A 21,251-nucleotide genomic window follows, 5' to 3' on the forward strand; every position below is an offset into this window, starting at 1 on the left:
TCCTGGTGAACGCGTCCACCACGGGCCTGACCGGCGTCGGCCAGGTGCCTCCCGGAGGGTGGGGGCATCACAGCCCCCACTCCGCCTCGAGGTCGTCGATCTCGCTCTGGCTCAGCGACACCAGTGGCAGATCGGACGGTGAACGGCTGCCCGTCACCTGCCCCTCGGCATACGCCACCAGGGCGTCGAGGGAGGCGAACCAGAGGTCGGCGAGCTCGCGTACGTCCTGTTCGGACAGGCATCCGGGCGCCCAGGTCCAGGTGGCCGCGAGCTCGGGACCGTCCGAGCCGTCCAGGCAGGTCGCCGCGAGTTCCACCAGGTGCGGCAGCGGCTGCTCGGGGTCCGCCGCGGCCACGACCGGCCCACCGGTGGAGACGAACGACCAGTCCTCGTCGGCGGCGGCCACGACGCGTCCCAGATAGTTGAAGCCCATCTGCGGCCGGGGCAGCGCGCCGAGCCGGGCGCGGCCCTCCGGGTGCAGATGGCGCAGCAGTCCGTAGCCGATGCCGTCGTCCGGCACCAGCCTCAGCTGTTCCTTGATCCGCTTCAGCGCCCGGCCGACGGCGGGGCCGCCGTCGCGCAGCTCGGCGGGGTCCACGGCGCCCGGATCGAGGCGGACCGGATACATGCTGGTGAACCAGCCGACCGTGCGTGCGAGATCGCTTCCGGCCATCTCCTGTCTGCCATGGCTCTCCAGGTCCACGACCGTGTCGGCGCCGTGGTGGCCGCGTCGGCGCAGCCATGTGCTCACCGCCAGGGCGAGGCCGGTGAGCAGCACATCGTTGACCTTCCCGTACACCACCGCCGGCACCCGGGTGAGCAGCGGCTCGGTCCGGTGGACCGGCAGCGTCACGCGCAGCCGGCGGGCGGTGCCCGCGGTGTCCCGGCGAGCGTCCAGCGGCCGGGTGCCCAGCGGTACGTCCGGCCGGCTCAGCACCCCTTCCCAGTGGGCGAGCTCGCCGAGCCGCGCGGGCTCGGCGGCGAACTCGGTCAGGGAGTGTGCCCAGCGCCTGAACGGCGTTCCGACGGGCGGCAGTTCGGGAGTACGTCCACTCGCCAGGTGTTCCCAGGCGGTGGCCAGGTCGGACAGCAGAATGCGCCAGGAGACGCCGTCGACGACGAGATGGTGCGCGACGAGAAGCAGTCGGGCCGGCCGGTCGGGTCCGGCGTGGAAGAGGACCGCCTGGGTCATCACGCCCTTCGACGGCGACAGCCGGAGCCGTGCCAGCTCGCCCTCTGCCGTGATCCGCCGGGCGAGTCCGGGTTCGTCGAGGCCGGTGACATCGACCTGGCGCAGTTGTTCCGCCGCCCGTACCGAGCCCGGTGGCCGGACCTCCAGCTGCCAGGGAGCACCGGTGGTGTGGCTCATCCGCATCCGCAGCGCGTCGTGGTGGTCGAGGACCGCCTGGAGCGCCATGGCCGGCCGCCGGTCGGATGCCGTGAGTGGCACCTGTACCAGCACCGACTGGTTGAAGCCGTCCGCCGGGCCGCCGAGTTCCCTCAGCCAGTGCATGATCGGTGTCAGGGGCACCGCTCCCACACCGCCTCCGGCGGGTTGCTCCGCGGCGTGCGAGGGCGCGGTGCGCGCCACGAGGGCGAGCTCGGCGACGGTCTGCCGCTCGAAGACATCGCGCGGGGTGAGCAGCAGGCCCTGCGCACGGGCCCGGCTCACCAGCTGGATGGAGACGATGCTGTCCCCGCCGATGTCGAAGAAGTTCGCGTCGGCTGCCACGTCGGGCAGCCGCAGCAGCTCGGCGATGATGCCGCACAGGACCTTCTCGTGCTCGGTCCGGGCACCGCGGCTGCCCGAGGTCACGGGGTCCGGCGCGGGCAGGGCCCGCCGGTCGACCTTGCCGTTCGCGGACAGCGGCAGGGCCTCCAGCGCCACGGCCCGTGCGGGCAGCAGGTAGTCGGGCAGCCGCCGGGCGGCGAACCGGCGTATCTCCGGCCAGTCCACCTGACGGCCGGGCATCGGCACGAGATACGCGACGAGCTGCCGGTCCGTCGGGCCGTCGTCACGCACCAGGACCACGGCCCGCGCGATATCCGGGTGGTCGGCGAGGACCGCTTCGGCCTCGCCGGGTTCGACCCTGAAGCCCCGGATCTTCGCCTGGTCGTCGGCGCGGCCCACGAACTCCATCCGCCCGTCCGCACGCCAGCGGGCGAGGTCGCCGGTACGGTACATGCGCGACCCGGGCGCACCGAACAGATGCCCGAACGGGTCCGCGACGAAGCGTTCGGCGGTCAGCGCGGGCCGGCGGTGGTAACCGCGGGCGAGCCGGGGCTCGCCCGCGAGGTAGAGCTCGCCGACGGTCCCGGGGGGCATCGGGCGCAGGCCGTCGTCCAGCACGTACGCCCGGGTGTTGCGCAGCGGCCGGCCGATGGGCGGGGCGGTGCGCTCCCCCGGGTCGGCATCGGCGAACAGGGCGTAGACGGTGGCCTCGGTCGGCCCGTAGACGTTGAGGATCCGGCAGTCGGGGAGCGCGGCGCGGGTGTCCTGGACGAGGGCGGCGGGCAGGGCTTCCCCGGCGTACAGCAGGGCGCGCGGGCGTACGCCGCCGGCGGGGACGTCCGGATCCGCCAGCAGGGCGGCCATGGCGGAGGGGACGGTGCTGAGTGTTCCCCCCCTCCAGCCGCCGCGCTCGGCCAGCGCGGGTGCGTCGCGGGCCAGTTCCACGCAGCCGCCGCACAACAGGGGCGCGAAGACCTCGAAGACGGACACGTCGAAGTTGAGCGAGGTGGTGGCGGCGGTGGTGCGCAGGGTGGCGGTGCCGATGTCGCGGTGGGCCCATGCCACCAGGTCCACGACGTTGCGCTGGGGCACCACGACGGCCTTGGGACGGCCGGTGGAACCCGACGTGAAGATGGCGTAGGCGGCGTGGGCGGGGGCGAGGGGACGCACCCGGTCAGCGTCGGTGAGATCGCCGTCCGCCAGGTCGCCGAGGGCCCGTACGGTCGCCTCGTCGTCGAGGACGAGCAGCTGCGGTCCGTCGGGCAGCGCGGACGCGGCGGCGACCGTGATGGCGCAGACCGGGGCCGCATCGCGCACCATCATGTCGAGGCGCTGAGCCGGGTATGCGGGGTCGAGTGGCACGTAGCCGGCGCCCGCCTTCAGCACGGCCCAGACGGCGACGAGGAGGTCGGGCGTGCGGGGCAGCGCGAGGGCGACCAGGTCCTCGGTGCCGACGCCCATGCCGACCAGGTGCCGCGCCAGCCGGTTGGCACGGGAGTTGAGCTCGGCGAAGTCGAGTTCGAGGTCGTCGCCACGGACAGCGATCGTGTGCGGGGTGCGGGCCACCTGGGCCTCGAAGAGCGCGGGCAGCGTGGCTTCGAGGGGTTCGGCCGCGGTGTCGTTCCACCGCCGCACAAGCGTGTCCCGTTCCTCGGCGGCCAGCAGCTCCAGTTGCCCGACGGTCTGCCCGGGGTCTTCGGCCACAGCGGCCAGGACACGCGCGAGCCGGGCCGCGAGGGTCTTGGCGGTCGCCTCGTCGAACAGGTCCGCCGCGTACTCCAGCACGCCCGTCAGCCCGTCGGGGGCGCCGTCGGCGGTGTACCGCTCGGCCATGCCGAACGACAGGTCGAACTTGGCGACGCCGGTGTCCACGTGCTGTCGCGTGGTGGTCAGCCCCGCCAGCGCGGGGTCGGCGGGCGGCGTGTTCTGGAAGATCAGCATCACCTGGAACAGCGGGTGCCGGGCCAGTGAGCGGGCGGGTTTGACGGCGTCGACGAGGTGCTCGAACGGGAGGTCCTGGTGGGCGTGCGCGGCCAGGTTCACCTCGCGTACCCGCCCGATCAGATCGCTCATGCGCGGATCACCGCTGGTGTCCGCGCGCAACACCAGGGTGTTGCTGAAATAACCGACGACGTCGTCGAGCGCCACGTCGGTGCGGCCCGCGATCGGGCTGCCGATGGGAATGTCGCTGCCCGCGCCGAGCCTGCTCAGCAGCGCGGCCAGGGCGGCCTGGACGACCATGAAGAGGCTGGCCCGGTGTTCGTGGGCCACCCGCAGCAGCGCCCTGTGCTGCCGGGCGGGCAGCTCCAGCGGAACAGTGCCGCCGTGCAGGCCGGCGGTCGCCGGGCGCGGCCGGTCGGCGGGCAGCTGCAGCTGGTCCGGAAGGCCGTCGAGCGCGCGCAGCCAGAAGTCGAGCTGGCTGCTGAGCGCGCTCGCGGGGTCCTGCTCGTCGCCGAGGAACCGGCGCTGCCAGAGGCTGTAGTCCGCGTACTGCACGGGGAGCGGTTGCCACTCGGGGGCGGCACCGGACCTGCGGGCCGCGTAGGCGTGGGCGAGGTCCCTGGTGAGGGGAGCCATCGACCAGCCGTCGCCCGCGATGTGATGCAGCAGCACCATCAACACGTGGTCCTCGGGTCCGAGGACGAACAGACTGGCGCGCAGCGGAGGTTCGGCGGTGAGATCGAAGGCGTGGCGCGCGGCGTCGGCCAGCGCACGAGGCAGTTCGCTCTCACCGCACACGACCTCCGCCAGCCCCTGCCAGGCCGACTCCACGTCCAGGATCATCTGCCGCGGGACCCCGAGGCGTTCGGGGAAGACGGTGCGCAGGGATTCGTGCCGGTCGATCACGTCGTACAGCGCGGCGGTCAGCGCGTGGCGGTCCAGTGGGCCTGTCACCCGCAGGGCGAGCGGAATGTTGTAGGTGGCGGCGCCGTCTTCGAGGCGGTTGAGGAACCACAGTCGGCGCTGCGCGTAGGACAGCGGTATCTCCTCCGGCCGCTCGGCCGGTTCCAGGGCGGGATGGGCGTCGGGCCTGCCGTGTCCGGCGTCGAGCAGGTGGGTGAGCCGCGCCACGGTGGGTGCCTCGAAGAGGGCGCGGATGGGCAGGTCCACGCCCAGGGCCGAACGGATCCGGCTGACCATCCGGGTGGCCAGCAGCGAGTGGCCGCCCAGTTGGAAGAAGTCGTCGTCGATGCCGACCTCTGGGACACTCAGCACCTCGGCGAACAGCGCGCACAAGGTGCCGTCGCGGGCGTCGCGCGGCGCCCGCGACGGAGCGGCCGGGGCGAACCGCGGGTCGGGCAGCGCCCGGCGGTCCACCTTGCCGTTCGGGGTGATCGGCAGCGCGTCCAGGGTGACGAAGGCCGTCGGCAGCATGTACGCGGGCAGATCTCGGCCGAGGGCTTCGCGCAGGTCGGCCGGGTCGAGGGCGTCCGGTGCGGCGGGCACGACGTACGCGACCAGACGCCGGTCCCCCGGCGAGAGATCGTGCGTGGTGACCGTGGCCGAGTCGACCTGGGGGTGGGCGGTGATCCGGGCTTCGATCTCGCCGAGTTCCACCCGGTGGCCGCGGATCTTGATCTGCTGGTCGGAACGGCCGATGTACTCCAGTTCGCCGTCGGGCCGCCAACGGGCCAGGTCTCCGGTGCGGTACATGCGCGCGCTGCCGGTGGACTTCGCCGGGGAGGCGAAGGGGTTCGCGACGAACCGTTCCGCGGTCGCGCCTGGCCTGCCGCGGTAGCCGCGCGCCAGGCCGAGGCCCGCGAGGTAGAGCTCGCCGACGACGCCGGGCGGAACCGGGCGCAGCCGCTCGTCGAGTACGTAGGCCTCGGTGTTCCAGGCGGGCCGGCCGACGGGCACGGGGCCGCCGGGGAGCTCCTCGCGCGGGCCGGCGGTGTGGGCCACGGCGCCGACGGTGGCTTCGGTGGGCCCGTACTCGTTGACCACCGTCAGGCCCGGATGGCGGCGCCGCACCTCCTCCAGGGCCTCGCCCAGCAGTTGTTCGCCACCGATGACCAGGTCCGTCGTGGGCGCGTAGGCGTCGGGCAGCGCGGCGAGCAGCGGAAGGTGGCTGGGGGTGACCTTGCAGAAGGTGACCCGGTGCCCGAGGGGGGCCGCATCGTCCAGATCCGCCACGCAGACGCTGCCGCCGACGGTCAGCGGCAGGAACAGCGCCGTGAGGGTGAGGTCGAAGGAGACCGGCGAGTGCAGCAGACCGGAGCCGCCGGCACCGGGGTACGCGTGGCCCGCCCAGGCGAGGTAGTCGGCGAGGGAGCGGTGTTCGACGACCACGCCCTTGGGGCGGCCGGTCGATCCTGATGTGTAGATGGCGTAGGCGGATGTGCGGGGCTCGGGCACCGCGAGCGGCGCGGTGTCCGGGTGCGCGGCAACGGCCTCGACGGTGTCCTCGTCGTCCAGCTCGATCCAGGGGATGTCCCCGGGCAGGCCGCCTTCCCGGACGAGCCGGGTGGTGGTGATGCCGAAGACGGCGCCGGCGTCCCGGGCGGTGAACGCGATGCGCTCGGCGGGCTGGTCGGGGTCCATCGGCACGAAGGCCGCACCGGCGCGGGCGACGGCCAGCAGGGCCATGACCAGGTCGGCCGACCTGGGCAGCAGCACCGCGACGAAACGCTCGGGCCCCGCACCGCGCTCTGCCAGGAAGCGCGCCAGGCGATTCACCCGGGCGTCCAGCCGGGCGTAGGACAGTGCCAGGTCGCCGTGGGCGACCGCGGTCCTGTCGGGGGTGCGCGCCGCCTGCCGGGAGAACAGCTCGGGCAGGGTGAGTGCGGGCGTCGCGCGCGCGGTGTCGTTCCACTCCTCCAGGACCGTCCGCGCCTCGGCCGCGCTCATCACCTCGACGCTGCCGATGGGCCTCGCCGGGTCGGCGGTCACGGCCTTGAGGAAACGCAACAGCCGGTCCACGAGCCGCTCGACGGTCCCCCGGTCGAACAGGTCGGTCGCGTACTCCACTGCGCCACGGATGCCCTGGGGGCCCTCCTCGTGGCGCTCGCGGAACGCGAAGGAGAGGTCGAACTTGGCCACGCCGGTGTCGAGGTACTGCTGCCGCGTGGTCAGCCCCGCGAGGTCGAAGCGCCCGGGCGGAGTGCTCTGGAAGGCCAGCATGACCTGGAACAGCGGGTGGGCCGCGAGGGACCGGGTCGGGTTGAGCCGTTCGACGAGGTGCTCGAACGGCACGTCCTGGTGGGCGTAGGCGGCGAGGCTGGTCGCCCGCACCCGGTCCAGCAACTCGGCGAAGCTCGGATCGCCCGTGGTGTCCGTACGGAGCACGAGCGTGTTGACGAAGCACCCCACCACATCGTCCAACGCCTCGTCGGAGCGTCCCGCGACGGGGCTGCCGATCGGGATGTCCCCTCCGGCGCCGAGCCGGGTGAGCAGCGCGGCGAGCGCTGCCTGGACGACCATGAAGGGGGTGACCCGGCGGGCCCGCGCCAGCTCGGTCAACGCGCGGTGCGCGTCGGCGTCGATGTCGAAGGTGAACGACGCCCCGCGATGGCTCGCCACGGCCGGGCGTGGCCGGTCCGTCGGCAGCCGCAGCACCCCCGGGGCCCCGGCCAGGGCCTCGTCCCAGTAGGCGGTCTGCCGGGCGATCTCGCTGTCCGCGTCGCCGGGGTCGCCGAGCAGTTCCTGTTGCCACAGGGTGTAGTCGGCGTACCGGACGGGCGGCGGCGGCCAGGACGGCGCGCGGCCGCCGGCGCGCGCGGCGTACGCGGTGGCCAGGTCCCGTCCGAGGACCGCGACCGACCAGCCATCGGCGGCGATGTGGTGCAGCGCCAGCGCCAGCACGTGGTCGCCGCCCGGAAGGGCGAACAGCCGGGCGCGCAGCGGTGGTTCGGTGGCGAGGTCGAAGCTCTGCCGGAGATGTGCGTCGAGCGAGGCCGCGAGCTCGCCGTCCGCGACGTCGACGACGGGCAGTCCGATCGCGGTGACGGGGCAGGTCTCCTGGTACGGCTCGCCGTCCTCGTCGCGGAAGACGGTGCGCAGGATCTCGTGACGCTGTACTACATCGCGCAGGGCGGCACCGAGCGCGGCCACATCCAGGGTTCCGGACAGCCGCAGGACGAGCGGCACGGTGTAGGCCGCCGACGGCCCGTCCAGCCGGCTGAGGAACCACAGTCCGCGCTGGGCGTACGACAGCGGCACCCGCGCGGGCAGCTCCCGGAGAAGGAGAGCGGGCCGCACGGACCGCGCCCCGTCGAGCCACCGGGCCAGCCGGACGACGGTCGGTGCCTCGAAGAGGGCGTGCAGGGGCAGGTCCCGGCCCACCTCCGCGCGCACCCGGCCGACCAGCCGGGTGGCCAGCAGCGAGTGTCCGCCCAGGTGGAAGAAATCGTCCTCGACGCCGACCTCGGGCACGCCGAGGACCTCCGCGAAGAGCCCGCACAGCAGCGCCTCGTGGGGTGTGCGCGGCGCTCGGCCGTGCCCCGCGGTCCGCGGTTCGGGTGCGGGCAGCGCCCGTCGGTCGAGCTTGCCGTTCACCGTCAGCGGCAGCGCGTCCAGGCCGACGATCGCGGCGGGCACCATGTGGGCCGGGAGCCACCGGCCGAGAAAGGCGCGCAACTCGTCGGGGGACACCGCGTCCCCGGCCACGGGCACGGCGTAGGCGACCAACCGCCGGCCCCCGGGCCGGTCCTCCCGTACGGTCACGGCCGCCTGGGCGACCCGGGGATGGCCGGCCAACGCGGACTCGACCTCGCCCAGCTCGATCCTGAAGCCGCGCACCTTCACCTGGTCGTCGGCCCGGCCGACGAATTCCAGAGCGCCGCCGGGGCGCCTGCGCACCAGATCTCCCGTGCGGTACATGCGCGCTCCCGGCGCGCCGAAGGGATCCGCCACGAACCGGCCGGCGGTGAGGCCCGGCCGGCCGGTGTATCCGCGTGCCAGGCCGGCGCCCGCCACGTAGAGCTCGCCGGTCACGCCGGAGGGGACCGGACGCAGCCGTGTGTCGAGAACGTGGCCGCGCAGGTGGGGAAGGGGCGTACCGAGGGGGCTGCCTTGGCCCGCGGCGGCCGCGCGCCGGTCGAGGGCGAGGTGGGTGACGTGCACGGTGGTCTCGGTGATGCCGTACATGTTGACCAGCGTCGGAGCGTCGTCCGCGTGGCGCTCGTACCACGGGCGCAGCCGGGCGACGTCGAGCGCCTCGCCACCGAAGATCACATGGCGCAGCCGCAGCGCGGCGCTGAGCTGTGGGTGCCCGGTGTCTGCCGTGATGAACTGGTAGAAGGCCGAGGGGGTCTGATTGAGCACGGTCACCCCTTCGGCCGCCACCAGCGCGAGGAAGTCCTCGGGCGACCGCGAGGTCTCGAACGGGACGACCACCAGTCGGCCGCCGTGCAACAGGGCTCCCCACAGCTCCCAGACCGAGAAGTCGAACGCACACGAGTGGAACAGCGTCCACACGTCGCCTGGCCCGAACCCGAATCGCCCGGCGGTGGCGTCGAAGAGGTGAAGGACGTTGCGGTGCGGCACCGTCACGCCCTTGGGCTGACCGGTGGAGCCGGAGGTGTAGATGATGTACGCGGGGTGGGCGGGCAGTAGTGGCGCGACGCGGTCCGCGTCGGTCACGTCGTGATCCGGCCGGGACGCGAGGTCGTCGGGCAGTCGGTCGAGCACCCAGCACGGCTTGGCGTCGGCGATCGTGTACGCGGTGCGTTCGGCGGGGTTCTCCGGGTCGATCGGCAGGTACGCGGCGCCGGTCTTGACCACGGCCAGGACGGCGACCACGAGGTCCGCCGAGCGCGGCAGGCTGACCGCGACGGACCGCTCCGGGCCGGCGCCACGCTCGATCAGCCAGCGGGCCAGCCGATTGGCCCGCGCGTTCAGCTCCGCGTACGTCACCGTCACCTCGCCCGCGCGGAGCGCCGTGGCGCCGGGGGCGCGACGCACCCGCTCGGTGAACAGCTCGTCGAGCGTCGCCGTGGGCTCCGGGGTGGCCGGGGCCCATCGCGAGAGTGCGGCGTGCTCCTCGGGAAGGAGCACGTCCAGCGCGCTCAGCCGCCGTCCGGCGTCGGCCGCCGCGGCGGCCAGGACCCGCTCCAGACGCACCACCAGCGACTCGGCGGTGTGCGGGGTGAACAGGTCCGTGCTGTAGTTCAGCACGCCGCCGATGCCCTGCGGCTCCCCGTCGGCGGTGCGCGACTCGCTCAGATTCAGCGACAGGTCGAATTTGGCGGCCTTGAGGTCCACGGGTTCTTCGGCGGTGGCCAGACCCGGCAGGGCGAAGTCGCGCTCCACTCCGCTCTGGAAGGCCAGCATGACCTGGAACAGGGACTGCCGGGCCAGGGAGCGGTTGGGCGCGAGTGCTTCCACCACCCGTTCGAAGGGCACGTCCTGGTGGTCGTACGCGGCGAGGTCGGTGGCGCGCACCCGGTCCAGCAGTTCGCGGAACGTCGGGTCCCCAGAGGTGTCGGTCCGCAGCACCACTGTGTTGACGAAGTATCCGACGAGATCGTCGAGCGCCTGCTCGTCGCGGCCCGCGACGGGGCTTCCGATGGGAATGTCGGTGCCCGCGCCCATGGCGGTGAGCAGAGCGGCGAGGGCGGCCTGCACCACCATGAAGACGCTGACCCTGGCCTCGTTGGCCAGCCGCGACAGCGCTTGGTGGGTCGACGGGTCGATCCGTACGGGCACGGTGGCGCCGCGATGGGTGGCCACCACGGGCCGTTGATGGTCGATGGGCAGGTCGATGCTGTCGGGGAGGCCGGCGAGCACGGTGGTCCAGTACGCGAGATTCCGGGCCAGAAGGCTGTCGGGTTCGTGGCCGCTCCCCAGCCGGTTTCGTTGCCAGAGCGTGTAGTCGGTGTACGAGGCCGACAGCGGCCGCCACGCCGGGGCGCGGCCCCCGCGCCGTGCCTCGTACGCCGTGGCCAGGTCCCTGGCCAGGGGGCGCAGCGAGAGCGCGTCGCAGGCGATGTGGTGCGGCAGCAGCAGGAAGATGTGCTCGGTCGGGCCGAGCACGAACAGGGTGGCACGTAGGGGGGCTTCGACCGCCAGGTCGAAGGGGTATCGGACGGCTTGGCCCAGCTGCGTCGGCACCTGCGGGCCCGCGGCGTGCACGACGGTCAGTTCGGGGCGTCCGGCGGCCGGGTCCAGGACGAGCTGGTAAGGGGTGCCGTCGGTCTCGCGGATGACGGTGCGCAGCGTCTGGTGGCGGCCCGTCACGTCGGCCAGGGCGGCGCGGAGGGCTTCGGTGTCGAGCTCGCCCGACAGCCTCAGGGCCAGGGGGGTGTTGTAGGTGGCGCTCGGCCCCTCCAGCCGGTGCTGGAGCCACAGCTGTTGCTGCCCGGCGGAGAGCGGGACCGGTCCGTCGTGCGGCAGGGCACCGAGCCGGGCCGGGGCCGGCCCGTCGGCGCTCAGGCACGCGGCCAGGGCGGCGGGGGTCGGCATGTCGAACACCGTCGCGACCCGCACCTCCTCCCCCAGCTCGGCGCGGATGGCGGTGACCAGCCGGGCGGCGAGCAGCGAGTGGCCGCCGAGGGCGAAGAAGTCGTCGTCGACGCCGGCTTCGGGCACGCCGAGAACGTCGGCGAACAGCCCGCAGAGCACTTCCTCCCGGCGGTTGCGGGGCGTCCTGGAAGCGGGGGCGCGCTTCGGCTCCGGGGCGGGCAGTGCGTCGCGGTCGAGCTTGCCATTGGGCGTCCGCGGCAGGGCGTCCAGCGTCATGACCTCGGACGGCACCATGTACGCCGGCAGGGCGTCGGCGACGGCGCGGCGTACCGCGTCCGGTTCGGCCACCGCGCCGGGGGCGGGCACCGCGTACGCCACCAACCGCTCCAGGCCGGAGGGGGCCGTGCGCACCGCGACGGCTGCCTGCGCGATGGTGTCCAGCCGGGCGATCGCGGTCTCGATCTCGTCGAGTTCGATCCGGAACCCGCGCAGTTTGACCTGTCGGTCGGCGCGCCCGGCGAATTCGAGATGCCCGTCCTGTCGCCACCGGGCCAGGTCGCCCGTGCGGTACATCCGCGCACCGGGGTCTCCGAAGGGGTCGGCGAGGAACCGGTCGGCGGTCATGCCGGGCCGGCCGAGGTAGCCGCGCGCCGTGCCGGGCCCTGCCAGGTACAGCTCTCCGCTGGCGCCCGGCGGCACCGGCTGCAGGGCGGCGTCGAGCACGTACACCCGGGCGTTGGCGATGGGCTTGCCGATCGGCGGGGTGATCCGGCCGTGCAGGGGGTCGCTGAGCGTGGCGCAGACGGTCATCTCGCTGGGCCCGTACGAGTTGAGCATCAGGCGGTCCGACGACCACCGCTGGACGAGCTCAGGGGGGCATGCCTCACCGGCCACCACGAGTGTGGTGGCCGGGGGCAGCGAGCCCGCGGGCAGTTCGGCGAGCATGGAGGGCGGCAGCGCGACATGGGTGATGCCCCGCTCACGCACCAGCTCCCCGAGCCGGGAGCCGGCCAGTTCGCGACCGGGCGGCGCCATCGAGACGGTGGCTCCGGCCAGTAGCGTGATGAAGACCTCCCAGAACATCCCGTCGAAGCTCGGGGAGAGGAACTGCAACACCTGGGATGTGCTGTCCATGCTGAGCTGCTGCCGCAGGGACGCCAGGCTGGGCACGCCCACGTGGGTCACCATGACGGCCTTCGGCGTGCCGGTCGACCCGGAGGTGTAGATGACGTAGGCGAGGTTTTGGGGGGAGAGCGGGCGGGCCCGGTCCGCGTCGGTGGGGTCGGTCGTCGGGTGATGGGCCCCGTCGGCCGGGACGTCGGTGGCGCCGAGGAGGAGTTCGGGGATCCGGTGGCCGGGGAGTTCCGGCCGGATCTCCTCGGTGGTCAGCAGGCAGGCAGGCCGTGCGTCGTCGAGGATGAACGCGACGCGCTGGGCCGGGTACTGCGGGTCGACCGGCAGATAGGCCGCCCCGGCCTTCAGGGTGGCCAGCATCGCCACGATCAGTTCCGGGGAGCGGTGCAGTGCCAGCGCCACCACCTGCTCGGGTCCGATGCCCCTGGCGATCAGGCGGTGTGCCAGGCGGTTGGCGCGCTCGTTCAGCTCACCGTACGTCAGCGTGGACGTGCTGTGGCGCACGGCGATCGCGTCCGGGGTCTTCCGTGCCCTGGCCTCGAAGAGGGCGGCGAGGTGGTCGGCGGGCACGTCCCGAGCGGAATCGTTCCACCGGTCGAGGACCTGGTGGCGGCGGGCGGGCCCGAGGAGGTCGATGCCCCCGACGGGAGAGTCGCCGCCGGCCAGCGATATCGCCAGGTTTTCCAGGAAGACGAGGAAGTGGCTGTGGTGGCCGCGCAGCTCTTCGGGGTCGTACTGGGCGGCGTTGCCGTCGAGGTCGATACGCAGAGGGTTGCCGTCGGACCCGTCGTACACCGACAGCAGCAGGTCCTCGACGTGCCGGATGGACATGTTGTGCCTGGTCGTCCGGAATCCGCCGAAAGTCGGGCCGGAGTTGAACGGCCATACGTTGACCGAGGGTCCGAACCCCACCGGCCTGCCCAGTTCCCGGCCGACCTCCTCCCCCCAGTACCGCTGGTGTGCCAGCAGTTCTCGGACGGAGTCCGCCGTGTGCGCGAGGAGTTCACCGGCCCTCATGCCAGGCCGTACGGTCAGGCGCAGCGGAAGGACGTTGGTCCGCATGGCCGGTGTCGCCCGGGCGGCGGGAGTGGTGCGGCCGGTGACCGCCATGGACAGGATCACGTCCGGAGCGCCCGTCAGCCGGTGGACATACGCCGCCATCGCCGCGATGGCCAGGCGGGACAAGCGCGCGCCGGTTTTGTCGAGCGCCGCGCGGACCGCCCGGCCGGCACGGGGCGACAGATGCCCGATGTGGCGCAGCGGCCGGGCAGGTCCCGCGGCCGTACGGGTGGACAGCCCAGCGGGCCGGGGATTGTCGGCGAACCGCGCACGCCAGTACCGCGCGTCCTCGGTGTACTGCGTCGACCCGCGGTAGGTGACGTCCTCGTCGAACAGGGCCCGCACCGAGCCGAACGGGCTCTCGCTGAACGGCCGGCCCGCCACGAGTGCGGTGTAGAGCTCGGCCACACGGTGGACGATCAGGATCGCGGCCGCCCCGTCCATCACCAGGTGGTGTGCGTGGTGGAACCAGAAGTACCGGTCGTCGGCGACTCGGACGAGCACATGGCCGAAGAGGGGGTCCCTGAACAGGTCGAGGGCCACCGACAGTTCGCGTCGCATCAGCTTCTCCGCGGCCGCCCGCGGCTCGGATTCACCGCTGACGTCCACGAACTCCATCGACCACGTGGGCGCCGCGCCGATGGCCTGCCACGGTTCCCCGTCGTCCACGCCGAAGCGGACGTGCAGGGTGTCCGCCTCCCGGACGGCCTGCTGGAGCGCGGCTTCGAAGAGATCCGGATCCACCGGACCGTGGATCTCGAGGTACTCCCCACCGCGGAAGACGGAGCGGTCGGGGTCGATCTCCCAGGCACGCCACATGCCTGTCTGTGTTGGGGACAACGCCCAGCGGTCGTCCGGTGTTTGCTTCAGCTCGTCAGGCAACGCTGTCCCCAAGGTGGTGCGTGGTCAACAACAGAGCGAGTTCGGGTTCCGGTCAGCGAGGGGCGGGGTCGTCCGCCCGCTGTACGAACCTCACGGGCAGCGCCTTCTCACCCGGCGACAGGCCCGGAGTGAGGCTGAGTTCCTCCGCCGGCGTCGCCAGGCACAGCCTGGGAGTCATGCCGACGAGGCGGCCGAACGCGATCTCGCCCACCGCGCGGGCCAACGCCGCGCCCAGGCAGTAGTGGATGCCGTGGCCGAACCCGAGGTGCGCGTTGTCCGCGCGGGTGAGGTCGAGCTCTTCGGCGCCGGAGAAGCGACGTGGGTCGCGGTTGGCGCTGGCGAAAACCACCTGGACCAGGGCCCCGCGAGGGATGAGCACACCCCCGAGGCGTACCGGCTCGCGGCAGACGCGCAGGGTCCCTATCTCCGCCGGGCCGTAGCGGCGCAGGATCTCCTCGACCGCGGCCGCGATGCGCTCGGGGGCGTTGCGCAGGGCCTCGAAGCGTTCCGGCGCGGACAGCAGCAGAAGGGCTCCCGTCCTGATCAACGCGGCGGTGGTGCGGTGCCCGGCGAGCAGGATGCTCAAGGACAGCGCGACCAGTTCCTCGTCGCTGAGCCGGTCGCCGTCCTCCTCCTGAACGTGGATGAGCCGGGACAGCAGGTCGTCGCCGTCCTCTGCTTTCCTCCTCGTCGTGACCAGTTGGGACATGTAGTCGACCAGGCCCCGGGCGCTGGTCACACCACGCCCGGGGTCCCCGGCGGTCAGGCCCTCGGCCAGGCTCCGCCAGCGGTGCTGGTCGCCCGCGGGCACTCCGAGCAGCTCGCCGATCACGCGTATGGGGAGCTGGTGGGCGAAGTGTTCGACGAGGTCCACAAGCCCATCGATGTCGGCGAGCCGGGCGAGGTCATCGAGTAGTTCGCCGGTGATCGCCTCGATCCGCGGGCGGAACCGGAGCACCCGGCGCGTGGTGAACTCCCGGGAGACGACTTTGCGCAGCCGGGTGTGGTCCGGCGGGTCATAGGCCGCCAGGGTGGCGGTGAAGTACGGGCGCAGGTCCTCCGGAAGGCTCATGAAGGCGCCGGTGAGCCCACTGTCACTCAGGTCGTTGCTGAAGCGCGGGTCGGTCAGGACCGCCACGATCTCGTCATAACCGGTCACCAGCCAGACCGGGATGTCGGCCATGTGCCGGCCCTCGACGACCGGTGGCCCCTCGAGGAGCCGTCCATAGGCCTCGTCACGCCGCGGGGACGAGAGGATCTCGGCAAGCTGTGGTCCATCGCCGCCCTGCTGCTCTCCTGCCATGGCGCTATCCCTTTCCGTCGTTCAGGCCGACCGACCGAGTCGCCACCGGCTCGCCGGGGGTCCCTCTCCGTTCCTCGATCAGCCGCGCGACTCCTCTGACCGTGGGATACGTGTAGAAGTCGCGAGGAGTGACGGTGACGCCGTACTCGCTCTCGAGGTCGGCGGAGATCTTCATGCTGAGGAGCGAATATCCGCCGAGTTGGATGAAGTCGTCATCGACGCCGACATCGGAAAGGCCCAGCAGGTCCGCCCACATCGCCGCGATCGCACGTTCGAGCCACGTTTCCGGGGCGGCGTAGTCCGCAAACACGTCGGGGCGTCGGCGCACGTCCCTGCTCTCCAGATCGCCCCGGTCGACCTTGCCGTTCACGGTGAGCGGCAGCTCGTTGACCATGCGGTAGCCGCTCGGCGCGGCATAAGCGGGCAGGATCTCTTCGAGTCGCCTTCGCAATCCCAGCGTGGACGGCGGTCGCCCCTGCTCGGGTACCACGTAGCAGACCACCCGCCGCGTCCCGTCGGAGCCGCGCGGCGCCACCACGGCCGCGTCCTTCACTCCGTCCTGTTCCAGAACCGCGGCCTCCACCTGGGCGAGGTCGACGCGGAACCCGCTGACCTTGACCTCATGGTCGGTTCGCCCGAGGAACTCGAGGACTCCGTCCGCGCCGACCCGCACAAGATCTCCCGTTCGGTACATGCGCCCGCCCGGCTCCTCGCTCCAGGGGTCGGCCACGAAGTGCGCGGCGGTCACGCCCGGTCGATCCGCGTATCCCCGGGCCAGCCCCGCACCGACCGCGTAGAGCTCACCGGGCTCCCCCACCCCCACCGGTCGCAGTCCGGCGTCGAGTACCCGGATCCGCGTGCCCGTGACCGGGCGTCCGATCGGTACGGCCCCTTCGCCTATCGGTGCCGTCACCTGATGACAGCAGGTGAACGTGGTGTTCTCCGTCGGTCCGTACCCGTTCACCACCCGCACCTGGGGCAGTTCGGCCAGGACTCGGTTGACGTACTTCGGCAGCACCACGTCGCCACCCACCACAAGGCGGCGCACTCCCTTCAGCTTCTCCAGCTGTGTGTCGGCGATCTGGTGGAACAGCCCGGCGGTCAGCCACAGGCAGGTGATTCCCTCGTCCCGCACGAAATCGGCGAGCTGGGCGAGCGAGGGATCGGTGCCGGGGAAGAAGACGAGTCGCGCACCGTTCAACAGCGGCGCCCAGATCTCCAGTGTGGAGGCGTCGAACGCGACGGGGGCGAATTGCAGAAAACGGTCGTCGGGCAGCGCGGAGGCACACACGGGGTCCGCCACGAGGCGCAGCACGCCGCGGTGCGTCACCGCCACGCCCTTCGGTGCGCCCGTGGAGCCCGACGTGTAGACGATGTACGCGAGGTCGTCAGCCTCCGCACCGCTCACCGGCCCGGCGTCCAACTGGTCGCGGTCCGTGTCCGATCCGGTGTCCACACGGAGTGTCGTAACGCCCGGCGCTTCGGCGTCGGGCGATCGGGAGTCGGCGAGCAGCACTTGGACGCCGGCGTTCCGCAGGGTCAGCTCCCGGCGCCCAGGGGGTTGCCGCGGGTCGAGAGCGACATACGCCGCCCCCGCCTTCAGGACGGCCAGCAGGCTCACCGCCAGGTCCGTCGAGCGTCGTACGCTCAGTCCGACCCTGCCCTGCCGGCGGACGCCCATGGCCCGTAGACGTGTCGCCAGGCGATCGGACCTGCGTTCCAGCTCGCCGTAGGTGAGTTCCCCGTCCTCCGCACTGACCGCGATACGCGTAGGCGTCAGCGCCGCTTGTGCGGTGAACCTGCCGTGGATGGTGCCCGCCGCCCCATCCGCCGCGAATCCGTCCCCCGTCTGCGTCCCCTGCGGACTCATCTCACTCCAGTTGTCCTGATTTACGCTCCCTGAGCCTCGATGAGGCTCTTCGGGCGCATATCGGTCCAGTGTTCCTCGACATAGTTGATGCAGGACTGACGCGACTCCGCACCGTGAACGGTCCGCCACCCGTCCGGGATCTCGGCGAAGGACGGCCACAGCGAGTGCTGCCCCTCGTCGTTGACGAGCACGAAGAATGTGCCGTTTTCGTCTTCAAAAGGATTACTCATCGCCTCGTCACCTGTCGATCTTCCGCATTACCGAACGAGGCGACCCCGCCCGGTTGCGAACGGCCGGCGCCACCTCGGATCCGCTTTGGGCAGACATCGTGGCAGCCGCGGCTGCAGTTCCGGTTTCATTTCGCTTTCACGGCCGCACGGTCCGCAAGGCCGGCCACCGGAGCAGCGAGCGCCCTTCGTGACGAGATCTGGCCGTTATGACCGGTCAACGAGGGCGGATCAGCCGTTTCGTTGCACGTGCAGAGCAAGGTGCCAAAATGGCCACATTCGACCGCTGCATCAGAACTCAGCACCAACCTCGCTCCGTTTACTACTTACTGCGTCGATGCGAATACACACTCCCGGGCATCATCAAAAGGTGTTCGTTAGGCCTGATTTGCCTCCGACGCCCGGTCTCCGGCCAACCGCCAGACGTGCTCGCGGGCTTCAGCGCGGGCCGAGCGCAGGCCCGCGAGGGCACGCCTGCTGCCGTCGGCAAGCCGGTCGGCCAGCCGGGAGACGGTCACCTGGAAAGTGCCTCCAACTGGTACGGGGGACAAGGCCCTCAGCAATCCTTCTCGCTGGTCAGAGGCATTTTCTGCTTACGCGATCAACAGCCGGACAGCCTGTTACATGAAAGCGCGAGGCTAACGGCAAGGCGCCCTCGTCCCCGGCCCTCCCGATCTCTCACACCCCAATTTCTGGTTTCCCAGCCTTCACGGCGGCGCAAGTCCCGCGCTGCCGCCCATTCGGCGTCCGACGCCTCCGCCTCCGCCTGCTCCCTGGCGTAGGCGGCCGCCAGGCCGGGCAGCCGGAACAGCGGCGGAGCCCCGTGGCCGTCCTTGCGGACGACCCTGAGCAGCCGATGGTCCACCAGTCGTTCCAGCGCTTCCACGACATCCGGCACGGGCAGGCTCAGCAGCGCCCTGTCCCCGGACGTGGAAAAGACCCTGACACCGGACAGTCCGAGTATGCGGAAAAGGCGCCGCTCGTCCTGGGTCAGGCGGTGGTAGCCGGGGACGAAACAGGACCGCACGCTCAATGAGTCGCAGGTGAGTTCCTCCAGCACCCTGTGCTCATCGGCCAACCTGAGGGCCAGATCCCCGACGCTCCAGTGCGGCCTGGCCGCGAGCCTGGCCCCGGCGATGCGCAGCGCGAGCGGCAGATGGCAGCAACGGCGGGCCACTTCGCGGGCCGCCGCCGGCTCCCGGTCCACCCTCTCGGCGCCCACGATGCGCCTGAAGAGCCGGATGGCCTGGTGCCTGCTCATATCGTTGTGCTCGACCTGGGAAGTGAAGGGAATGCAGGTCAGCCGTGCCCTGGCGGTGACGATGACGCCACTTTCCACATTGCCCGGCAGCAGGTGCCGCAGCTGTACCTCGTCGGCGGCGTCATCGAGCACCGTCAGGACACGCCGCCCCTTGAGGCTGTCACGGAAGCAGGCTGCCCGCGCCCCGAGGCCCTCGGGCAGCGCCGACGCCGGGTAATCCATCGCCAGCAGCATCTGGGCGAGTGCCGCTGCGGGATCCATGGGATGTTCGGTGCTGCCCCCGAGATCGACGTAGAGCTGACCGTCCGGAAACGCGGAACGAAGACGATGCGCCAGGTGAACGGCGGCGGTCGTCTTCCCCGCTCCGCCCTGGCCGGTGATCGCGGTGACGGCCGAGGTGGTCCGGTCACCCGCCGTCAACGCGTGGGCCAGCACGTCCGTGGCCTCGTATGGCACGAAATCGACGACCCCATGCGGAAGCTGGGCCGGGTACGCCCATGCGGCCGGTGCCGCCGGGGGCGCGGGCCACACGGACGGCGGGCCGTCCGTGGCGCTCCGCGCCAGCAGGGTCTGGTGCAGGCGCCGCAGTTCGGGAGTCGGCTCGGCACCGAGCTCTTCGGCGAGGTTCGACCGCAGAGCGGCGTAGACCGCCAGGGCCTCGGCCGAGCGACCCGACAGGTGGAGGGCCGTCATGAGGTGACCGTGCAGAGTCTCGCGTAGCGGGTACCGCTCGACGAGCAGCTTGAGTCCGCTCACCGCCTGGGCAGGCGCCCCCATGGCCAGCATCACCTCGGCCTGCTGCTCGAAGGCGACAAGTCGCAATTCGGTCAGCCGGTCGACTTCCGCGGCGACGCAGTCGCCCGCGGTCACATCGGTGAACGCCTCCCCTTCCCAGAGCGACAGCGCGCGGTCGAGCATGACCGCCGCCCCCTCCAGGAAGCCCTTCTCGCGCTCCCGCATACTGGCCGCCAGTAACTTCTCGAACTCATCGGCGTCCACTTCGCCGGGTGTCAGCCGGTAGGCGCCCGGCTCAGTCGATATCACCGCCCTGGCCGCTTCCGGATCGGCCATGGACCGGAAAAGCGACCTGAGGCGCGAAACCCTGACATGCACCGCATTGACTCGATTGACCGGCGCATGACCAGACGACGTCGCCTCGACGATGTGATCGATCGACACCACTCGTCCCGCATGAGCCAGCAGTTCCGCCAGAAACGCTCTGTCTTTCCTTCCGGCCAGCGTTTTCGGCGGCCCTTCCCCGCTCGACACTCTCAAGGACCCCAGAACGTAGAACTTCACGGCGCGCTCCTTCGCACGGCACTCACGCGCTCACCATATGCTGTAATCCAGAATTCTCTTCTCTTCAGCCGAACTCCATGCTCCAGCACGAAGATTACGCAGTCGAACACAACGACCGACGAACTCCATCGGCGGAGTTGTCACCTTGCCGGACTCAACCCGGCAGCAGAGTGCGGTCACGCAATGACGGCAGGGCCGGAAATACGGGGACTCCGGTACTGTCCGGCGCTTCTTCAGGACGCCCAGGGTCCGCCCTGGTCGACGGCCCGCCACAGGAACGCGCGCTTCTCGAGGACCACGCAGAGGGGCGTCACTCGGCCAGGGCGTCGTCCAGTTCGGCGTCGCCGGGAAGCCAGGGGAAGGCGATCCAGGGGTACGTCTCGAGATGTTCAGCGGCGGGGTGACCTGGATGCCCGGGCACGCTGCCGGCGCGGCCCTCGAGGTGTACCTGACGATGAGCGGCCGCCCGCACGTCGGTGGCGATGACCGCGGACGGCGCCACCGCGGCGGCCGGTTTCAGCGACGGGCCGATCGTGCTGTGGGACCTCGCCGAAGGCGTCCGGCTGCCCGACATCCAGGAGCGTCTGGTGGACGGGGTCGCCCTGAGCGCCCACGGGCAGCGGGTCGCCTCGCACGGCATCGGCAGGTTCGGGGCGTGGTCCCTGCCGGATGGGGCGCGCCTGAGCACGCTGAACACCTGGGGCGACCATGTCGCCCGGGCGATCCGCCGGGCTTCGGGGCGAACGGCGGCTCCGAGTCGGTGTGCTTCAGCTCGGACGGTCAGCGGGCGGTGTCCGGCGACGAGGTCGAAGCGACGTACGGGTGTGGGATCTGTCCGGAGGTGGGTCGTCCGTGCTCATCGAGCACGGACGCTGGGTGAGTTCCGCCTGTCTGAGCGGGGACGGACGCCTGCGAGGACATCGCGCTCAGCCCGGACGGCCGGTATCTGCTGCCCGGGAGCGCGGACGGCACCCTGCGCCTGTGGGAGCTGGACTGGGAACTGGCCGCGGGCGTTGGCGCATGATCAGGACGGGCCGGGAACCGGCCGCCGGGGAAGGCGCGTGATCAGGACGGGGCTGCGA

General features: G+C 71.7%; 6 protein-coding genes. All 6 read right to left on the reverse strand.

Annotation, left to right across the window (positions count from 1 at the left end):
* Nucleotides 1-67 precede the first annotated feature (67 nt).
* The 6 genes from PV419_RS06155 to PV419_RS06180 all read right to left on the reverse strand — a co-directional run bounded on the left by PV419_RS06155 (nt 68) and on the right by PV419_RS06180 (nt 20,743).
* Nucleotides 68-14,221 (reverse strand): non-ribosomal peptide synthetase, encoded by a 14,154-nt coding sequence (locus PV419_RS06155; protein WP_319686636.1) that lies wholly within the window; start codon nt 14,219-14,221, stop codon nt 68-70.
* A 40-nt stretch (nt 14,222-14,261) separates the two neighbouring features.
* Nucleotides 14,262-15,512 carry a cytochrome P450 gene (locus PV419_RS06160; RefSeq protein WP_319686637.1) on the reverse strand — a complete coding sequence of 417 codons (1,251 nt, stop codon included), beginning with the start codon at nt 15,510-15,512 and terminating at the stop codon, nt 14,262-14,264.
* 4 nt (nt 15,513-15,516) lie between these two features.
* Nucleotides 15,517-17,382: a non-ribosomal peptide synthetase gene (locus PV419_RS06165; RefSeq protein ID WP_319686639.1), complete on the reverse strand. Its 1,866-nt coding sequence runs from the start codon at nt 17,380-17,382 to the stop codon at nt 15,517-15,519.
* A gap of 20 nt (nt 17,383-17,402) precedes the next feature.
* Complete coding sequence (locus PV419_RS06170) at nt 17,403-17,612, reverse strand: MbtH family protein (protein ID WP_319686640.1); 210 nt, start codon at nt 17,610-17,612, stop codon at nt 17,403-17,405.
* A 598-nt stretch (nt 17,613-18,210) separates the two neighbouring features.
* Nucleotides 18,211-20,169 (reverse strand): BTAD domain-containing putative transcriptional regulator, encoded by a 1,959-nt coding sequence (locus PV419_RS06175; RefSeq protein ID WP_319686641.1) that lies wholly within the window; start codon nt 20,167-20,169, stop codon nt 18,211-18,213.
* 310 nt (nt 20,170-20,479) lie between these two features.
* Nucleotides 20,480-20,743 (reverse strand): hypothetical protein, encoded by a 264-nt coding sequence (locus PV419_RS06180; RefSeq protein ID WP_319686642.1) that lies wholly within the window; start codon nt 20,741-20,743, stop codon nt 20,480-20,482.
* Nucleotides 20,744-21,251: the final 508 nt, after the last annotated feature.

The organism is Streptomyces sp. ME19-01-6 (genome assembly GCF_033793745.1).
Taxonomy (GTDB): domain Bacteria; phylum Actinomycetota; class Actinomycetes; order Streptomycetales; family Streptomycetaceae; genus Streptomyces.

Excerpts from the sequence above, each read along its gene's own strand:
- PV419_RS06160 (WP_319686637.1), bottom strand. The coding sequence starts at position 15,512 with ATGGCAGGAGAGCAGCAGGGCGGCGATGGACCACAGCTTGCCGAGATC.
- PV419_RS06165 (WP_319686639.1), bottom strand. The coding sequence starts at position 17,382 with ATGAGTCCGCAGGGGACGCAGACGGGGGACGGATTCGCGGCGGATGGG.
- PV419_RS06170 (WP_319686640.1), bottom strand. The coding sequence starts at position 17,612 with ATGAGTAATCCTTTTGAAGACGAAAACGGCACATTCTTCGTGCTCGTC.
- PV419_RS06180 (WP_319686642.1), bottom strand. The coding sequence starts at position 20,743 with ATGTCGGGCAGCCGGACGCCTTCGGCGAGGTCCCACAGCACGATCGGC.